This is a genomic window from Haloimpatiens lingqiaonensis (genome assembly GCF_901447495.1).
GTDB lineage: Bacteria > Bacillota > Clostridia > Clostridiales > Clostridiaceae > Haloimpatiens > Haloimpatiens lingqiaonensis.
The window spans coordinates 1-7,381 of the sequence record NZ_CABDWS010000109.1 but is presented as its reverse complement, the minus strand read 5'-3'; the positions used below and the strand labels follow the sequence as shown (position 1 = coordinate 7,381).

Sequence of the window (7,381 nt, the reverse complement as noted above, 5' to 3'; positions counted from 1 at the left end):
AACATGGATTATATTAAGGGGTTTAAGGAAAATGATTCTGAAACTATTTTATATAATATTTTAAAAACATTATATAGCGAAAAAGTAGATAATAGCATAGTGTATTTTAACGAGTTCGATGATGTATATATAGAAAAATATGAGAATATTAAATTTATTAATAAAGAAGATTATAGTATTAAACACAGTAAGTTTCCAGATGTATATTTTTTAGACCTTGACTTTTGTGCTTTAAAGTTTCTTTATTCGAGTATTTTAAATTCATATCCAATATATGAAGAGGACTTTCATCATAGAATAGTTTTTTCTATAATAATGAATTTTTTTAGTCAAAGCTTTAAAAAAATTGGGGATAATAACAAGAATGTAATCAGTGAATTGTTTAGTATGTTTCCTCAATGGAATGAAACTACTAAGGAAAATTTACTTATAACAGATAATTATTATGGTGATATAAGAGATTATCGTATTTTTGAAAATATTTACTATCCTAAATTTATAAAAAGACTTCAAATTTTATATAGTAAATATATAGTTACAGAAAAATATAGAATTAGAAATAGATACAATGAAAATACTTTAAATTCTAATAAGGAATTTGAAAAATTTCTTGAAGGATATATTAATAATGATAACATATCTTATTCAGGTAAGCATTGTACAATGTGCCCGTATTTGAATATGTGTTTGGAGGGTGAATATGTCATTGATAGATACAGAAGATAGGAATTTTAGTATGCTTATAAATAAATTAGCTAAGGTATGGCAAAATCATGTGAACTACGATTATTTAAGATATATAAATTTATCAGATGAACAGATAAAGGTTATTGAACATGAAGATGAACAAATGCTTATTAATGGTTATGCAGGAACAGGTAAGAGTATAACTTTACTGTATAAATTTATAGATAAAGTGGTCAGAAATAATGGAAAATTAAGGATGTTATTTGTATCCTATAATAATACTTTAATTGAGGATATCAAAAAAAGATTAGAAGAGAGCCAAGAGTATATTAAAAATAGGGACAAACATTTCATAGATATTTTGACTTTTCACCAAATGGCAAAGAAAATATTAATAACAATTAACATTAACCAAAAATCTCCTACTAGAATTACAGCAAAAACAGAAGTATGGGATAGAGGAGATATATATAGAAGAGTAGCAGCTATAGCGTATGCTTACAGAGATAAAAAATATGATAAATATAAGTGTATTCCTAGTGAAGAAAGATTATATGTAACACATACTGATGATTTTATAACTGATGAAATTATATGGATGAAAGCAAATGGCTTCATAGAAAAGGGAAAATACTTAGAAGTAGAGAGGACAGGTAGAACTAGGTGTATAAGACTTACAAGAAATCAAAGAAATACAATATTTAAGATATTTTCAGAGTACGAAGAACAACTTAAAAATAAATACCATAATACTATGGACTTGCATGACTATGCTCTAGAGATATTGAAAAATATGGATTTTATAAGTGATGAGATCAAATATGATTATATATTTGTAGATGAGGTTCAAGATTTAGAAGCAATGCAGATTAAAGTATTGGCTAACATGGTTAACAAAGCTATAATTTTATCAGGTGATCCGAGGCAAAGTATATATAAAAGAACTCCTTATTCCTATGAAAAATTAGGATTAAATATAGCTAAAAAAGGAAGAACAAAAGTATTAAATAAAAATTTTAGATCTACTATGGAAATTATCAAATTAGCTAATTCTATAGAGTTTATGGATATGGAGATTAAAAAGCTTTCAGAGAAGTTTTTTGTTTATAATGGAGAAAAGCCTGTGATTGTGTATAAAAAGTCATTTAAGGAACAATTAGATTATGTTTTAAACAAAATTAAACAAATTTTTCAAAAGGATAGCAATGAAAATGTAGCTATAATTTATAGAGATGATAAAAATATGAGTATACAAAACAAATCTCAATTCAAGACATATTTAGAATATTCATTGAAAACTTCAGTACTTGGAGTGAAAGATTATGGGAAAAAATTTAAATACAATAAGAGTAGGCAAGTTTTTTATACTAATATTTATGATATAAAAGGATTAGAATTTGATAATGTATTTGTCATTCAATTTGATAAAAGGCATTATCCAAATGACAAAGAGTATGAAAAACTTTTTCAGTATAAGGAAAGTGAAGGAGTAGAAAAAGATGCTCTAAAAGAGGATATTGATGAAATTAATAACCGTGAAAAAAAACTTTTATATGTGGCAATGACTAGGGCAAAAAAAAGACTTTATATGGTGTATAGTGGGAATCTTGAAACTGCTATATCACCTTTTGTTAAAGATTTTGATACAAGAGATTTTAATGCAGTAGGATTTAGAAAAACTATGGTGTAAATAAAACAGTAAACTATTTAAACCTTATTAAGTATAGATAGTTTACTGTTTATTATTTATAAATACCAAAGTGGGAAAATATTTGACTCATATTTAGGTGAGTTTCTATTTTCCTTATTAGTATATTTAGCCAATGGGGGTTGTCTATTACATACACTCATACAAAGATTATCAATTTCTTTTGGATTGTCAATAAATTCTCGAATCCATCCTTGTAGAAATAGTGTTGGAGGATCATATTTACTTTCACGATTAGAAGTATAAGAATAAGCTTGCTCTATAATAAATAATTGAGCTAATATTGCAGTAATATTAAGAGAATTTAAAAAATGCTCAAAATTTTCGTTTTTTAATATTTGAATCTCTTTTATTGGGTCATTTCCATAAAATATATTATCAAATGCCAGCAAAAGTGGCTTTTTTAATTCAGGTCTACATCTAACTCTTAAGTTTAAATCAATTAAAACCCTAAGATGGTTAGGGCGGAATTCTCTTTTATTCTCAGAAAACCAAATTTGAAAATTTCTATTTAAATCATATTTATTAAATCGTTTTGGTAGCTTAGATGGTCTATAAATGTAAATTTCAGAATTATTTTCTTTATAAATTAATTTTTTAGTATCAAATTGTAGTTCTTTTACAATATTTAAGAGTTCATTATATTTCATTAAAAATACCTCCTTGATTTAGATAGTAGTTGTTATTGTAATGATTAAAAGTTTTATTTAAATATAAAATTCTATAGTGAGTAGTTAAATCCTCTTACTTCAATATTGATTAATAAATAATTTTTTGGATAAAATTCATAATAAATACATTTAGGCGGTGAACTTATGGAGAAAAATTTTAAATTGGAGACGGATACTATATGGAATTTTGAAGAAAGAGGTAATTGGTCTACTCATAGGGGGGATTACCCAGGCAATTGGAGCCCATATGTACCTAAAAATATAATATTAAGGTATTCTAAAGAAGGGGAGCTTGTTTTAGACCAGTTTGTAGGTAGTGGGACGACTTTAATAGAAGCATGTTTATTAAATAGAAGGATTATTGGTTGTGATATTAATGATAGAGCTTTAAGTATTTGCAGTGATAGAATTAAAAATCTTAGCAAAATGGATAATGTATTTTTAAAGAAGAGAGATGCTAGAAATTTATATAATATAAAAGATGGGTCCATAGATTTAATATGTACTCATCCCCCATATGCTAATATCATAAAATATAGTAAAAATCTAAAAGAAGACATATCACTACTTGATATAGAAGAATTTTATGTAGCTATGAAAGATGTGGCTAAAGAATGCTATAGGGTATTAAAAAAAGAAAAGTATTGTTCTATACTTATGGGAGACACTAGAAAAAGGGGATTTATTATTCCTTTAGCATTTAACGTATTGAATATATTTATGAATTCCGGATTTAAATTAAAAGAAATAATAATAAAGCAGCAACATAATTGTAAGTCCACTGAATACTGGAGAGATATAAGTATAAAAAGAAATTTCTATTTGATTGCTCATGAGTATTTATTTGTTTTTAAAAAGTAACTTTTGAATTTTAAATACTAGTAATGTATAATTTATTAGTATGGTATATTAAATTTAAAAGGGAAAAGTGATAAAATGATTTATTGCAAAAGGAATAATTATAAGCTTTATATGGGAGATTGTTTACAGGAGTTAAAAAGAATAGAAACAAAATCTGTTGATATGATTTTTGCAGATCCTCCATACCGTCTTAGTAACGATGGAATAACTTGCAAATCAGGAAAAATGGCAAGTGTTAATAAGGGTGAATGGGATAGATCTAGAGGGCTAAAAGAGGATTACAATTTTAATAAAAGATGGATTAGAGCATGCAATAGGGTGTTAAAGGACGATGGAACTATGTGGATTTCCGGTACATATCATGTAATTCATTCTATTGCATTTATATTACTTGAAATGGGTAATTATATTATTAATGAAATAACTTGGGTTAAGCCTAATGCTGCTCCTAATATGGGGTGCAGGTGTTTTACGGCTAGTCAAGAAACACTATTATGGGTAAAGAAAGATAAAAAGGCTAACCACGTATTTAATTATAGTTTTATGAAGGAATTAAATGGTGGAAAACAGATGAGAAGTGTATGGCAAATTCCTACTACCCCAAAGAGAGAAAAGGTATATGGATATCATCCTACTCAAAAACCAAAGGAATTATTATATAGATGTATAATGGCAAGTACTAATAAGGGACAATTAGTATTAGATCCATTTTGTGGCTCAGGAACTACTGGAGTTGTTGCAGTAGAAAATGAAAGAAACTTCATAGGAATGGATAATTTAGAGGAATATGTAGAACTTACAAACAAAAGAATAGAAGCAATTTAGGGAGGAATTTAATTGACGTGTAGTAATGCAAAGCCATTTTTAAAATGGGCAGGAGGAAAAACACAGTTACTTGAACAATTTCAAAATTATTATCCTGAAACGTTAAAGAAGGGAATGGTAAAGAGATATATAGAACCTTTTTTAGGTGGAGGAGCAGTTTTTTTTGATCTTATTTCAAAATATGAATTTGAAGAAGTAATTCTAAATGATATTAATGAAGAGGTAATTTTAACTTATAATGTAATAAAGCAAAAAGTGCATGAACTTATAAATTTTTTATCACAGCTAGAAGAGCAGTATCTAGAAGTGGGCATTGAGGAACAAGAAGAAATATTTTATGAGCAAAGAGAAAAATTTAATGAAGAAAAGAGTACTATAGATTATTTAAATTATTCAGATGAGTGGATTTCTCATGCTGGAAGAATGATTTTTTTAAATAAAACTTGTTTTAACGGACTATATAGACAAAATAGAAAAGGAATGTATAATGTACCTTTTGGTAAAAGGAAAAAAGTAACTATATGTGATCAAAGTAATTTAATAGCAGTAAATAGAGTATTACAAGGGGTAAAATTAACAATAGGAGATTTTCAAGAACTATCAGATTATGTGGATGAAAATACGTTTATTTATATAGACCCTCCATATAGACCACTAAGCAATACTTCAAGTTTTAATGATTATTCAAAAGAACCTTTTAATGATGATAGCCAAATAAGATTAGCAGATTGGGTAAAATTATTGGATTCTAAAAAAGCTTTTTTTATGTTAAGTAACTCGGATCCAACAAATACAGATCCTGAGGATAAATTTTTTGAGAATTTGTATAAGAACTTTACTATCAATAAGGTAAAGGCAAGTAGAGCAATAAATAGTAAAGGTAGTGGCAGGGGCAAGGTAAATGAACTATTAATATTAAATTATAAAAGCGAATAGCATAGGAATAAGAAATTTTAAATGATTATTTTTAAAAAATTGTAATTTTTAAGCACCTTAAGGGTGCTTATTTTTTTGATTTTATATAGAAGTATGCAGTATAATAAAAGGTAGTTGTTAGTAAAAATGATATTAAATAGATTTATAGATTTAAAGAAGATAAAAATATTTATATTATAAATTATAAGGCATAAGGGAGAAAAATAAATATGAGTATGAATTATGAAAAAAATGCAGAAACGTTTAAATACCTTTTAGATACATTAAAAGATTCTATTAAAGGTTGGGATTATTTTGTTAATTGGGATAAGGTAAATAATAATGTAAGGGATATTGAAATACAGTTAAATATACTTAATTATTTAATTGGAAAAGAAAATATTTATGATGAAGCGAAATATTTAATTAAAAAACATCCAGAGGTTATTAATGCAATTCCTGTACTTATTGCATGTAGAGAAAAAGAGTTTGAAATAGTAACTTTTGATGCAAAAGGTAGTTCTAAAAGAAAAGAATATGCATTTAATAAATATAAATCATTAGATGAGGGTAAAATTAACGATATTGTTGAGTTTATGGATAAAGCCAAGATACTAGAGTTATTTGCAAATAAATCTATTAAGAATATAGTTGACTATGTATTTGGCATTGAAGTTGGATTAGATAGCAATGGAAGGAAGAATCGTTCAGGACATGCCATGGAAGATATTGTAGAGAAATTTATTTTAAAGGTTTGTGAAGAAAAAGGATTCTGTTATTTAAAAGAAGCTACTCCAAGTCACATAAAAAGTGAGTGGGGCTATAAAGTGACTGTAGATAAAACAGCAAGAAGATTTGATTTTGCTATAAATACTGGACATAAGCTTTATTTGGTAGAAACTAATTATTATGGTGGTGGTGGCTCTAAGCTTAAATCTACTGCCGGAGAATACAAAACACTTCAAGACATAGTAACACAGGATGGACATGAATTAATTTGGATAACGGATGGAAAAGGGTGGCTAACAGCTAATAGGCCATTGGAGGAGGCATTTTATCATAATAAGTATATAATTAATTTGACAATGTTACAAAATGGATTATTGAATGAGATATTAGAAGAAGATGAAGTAATTTAAATTTATGAAATAGCAGAAGTTTAGCGCTTAAAAATTTTTGGGGCGTGAGCCCGCTGATTTATAATGAATGATTGAGGGTTAGGTTAAAAACCATAAATTCTGATTTTTGCTGGAAATTTTAGAGAAAAAATTTGCATAATAAAAGCATCCTTTTTATAATAGTTTTTACTAGAAACCAACTTAAAAAGGATGCTGATAAAATGAGTAAAAGTTATTTAAAACAATTACTTACTTATATTAATAAGGTATACGATATAGGTGAAAAAATCAATAACTTAAAAGATAAAAGAATAAAATCTGATGTAAAAATTTCAACAATTACCTTCGTGGTGTTATTTGGATTTATGCTTCAGATAAGAAGTTTCAATAGATTAGAACATTGGCTTAAAAAAGGCAAGTTTAAAAAAGTAATACCTAAAAAAACTAAAATGCCACGCATTGATGCCGTTAGGCGCTCCTTAAGTGATTTTGATTTAGATGGATTAAAAGAAATTCATAAACATATAATAAAAACCATTGTAAAAAATAAAGTATTTAGAAATGGTACTATAGATAAATTAAAAGTAGTTGCCATA

General features: G+C 26.7%; 8 protein-coding genes. 7 read left to right on the top strand and 1 reads right to left on the bottom strand.

The annotated features are described in order from the left end of the window. Together FGK85_RS15445 and FGK85_RS14050 are read left to right on the top strand one after the other, a co-directional pair. A partial coding sequence (locus FGK85_RS15445) for a hypothetical protein (RefSeq protein WP_207670538.1) occupies window positions 1-726 on the top strand: 726 nt, incomplete at its 5' end. Continuing rightward, on the top strand, window positions 701-2,377 hold the full coding sequence (locus tag FGK85_RS14050) for a UvrD-helicase domain-containing protein (protein WP_138207664.1): 1,677 nt from the start codon (window positions 701-703) through the stop codon (window positions 2,375-2,377). The genes FGK85_RS15445 and FGK85_RS14050, both read left to right, overlap by 26 nt. Window positions 2,378-2,433: 56 nt before the next feature. Here FGK85_RS14050 and FGK85_RS14045 read toward each other — a convergent pair whose 3' ends face one another. Then, entirely contained in the window at window positions 2,434-3,045 is a 612-nt protein-coding gene (locus tag FGK85_RS14045; protein ID WP_138207662.1) for a hypothetical protein, read from the bottom strand. A gap of 165 nt (window positions 3,046-3,210) precedes the next feature. Here FGK85_RS14045 and FGK85_RS14040 point away from each other — a divergent pair, with 165 nt between their 5' ends. The 5 genes from FGK85_RS14040 to FGK85_RS14020 all read left to right on the top strand — a co-directional run. Then, window positions 3,211-3,927, top strand: coding sequence for a TRM11 family SAM-dependent methyltransferase (locus FGK85_RS14040; protein ID WP_138207660.1), 717 nt, complete (start codon window positions 3,211-3,213; stop codon window positions 3,925-3,927). A gap of 75 nt (window positions 3,928-4,002) precedes the next feature. After that, window positions 4,003-4,752, top strand: coding sequence for a DNA-methyltransferase (locus tag FGK85_RS14035; RefSeq protein WP_138207658.1), 750 nt, complete (start codon window positions 4,003-4,005; stop codon window positions 4,750-4,752). 12 nt (window positions 4,753-4,764) lie between these two features. After that, window positions 4,765-5,688 carry a DNA adenine methylase gene (locus tag FGK85_RS14030; RefSeq protein WP_138207656.1) on the top strand — a complete coding sequence of 308 codons (924 nt, stop codon included), beginning with the start codon at window positions 4,765-4,767 and terminating at the stop codon, window positions 5,686-5,688. A 209-nt stretch (window positions 5,689-5,897) separates the two neighbouring features. Continuing rightward, a complete protein-coding gene (locus FGK85_RS14025; RefSeq protein ID WP_138207654.1) occupies window positions 5,898-6,806 on the top strand; it encodes a type II restriction endonuclease in 909 nt (302 codons plus the stop codon). A gap of 200 nt (window positions 6,807-7,006) precedes the next feature. Then, on the top strand, window positions 7,007-7,381 hold a 375-nt coding region (locus FGK85_RS14020), incomplete at its 3' end, for a hypothetical protein (RefSeq protein WP_341472459.1).

Excerpts from the sequence above, each read along its gene's own strand:
- FGK85_RS14050 (WP_138207664.1), top strand. The coding sequence starts at position 701 with ATGTCATTGATAGATACAGAAGATAGGAATTTTAGTATGCTTATAAAT.
- FGK85_RS14040 (WP_138207660.1), top strand. The coding sequence starts at position 3,211 with ATGGAGAAAAATTTTAAATTGGAGACGGATACTATATGGAATTTTGAA.
- FGK85_RS14025 (WP_138207654.1), top strand. The coding sequence starts at position 5,898 with ATGAGTATGAATTATGAAAAAAATGCAGAAACGTTTAAATACCTTTTA.
- FGK85_RS14035 (WP_138207658.1), top strand. The coding sequence starts at position 4,003 with ATGATTTATTGCAAAAGGAATAATTATAAGCTTTATATGGGAGATTGT.
- FGK85_RS14045 (WP_138207662.1), bottom strand. The coding sequence starts at position 3,045 with ATGAAATATAATGAACTCTTAAATATTGTAAAAGAACTACAATTTGAT.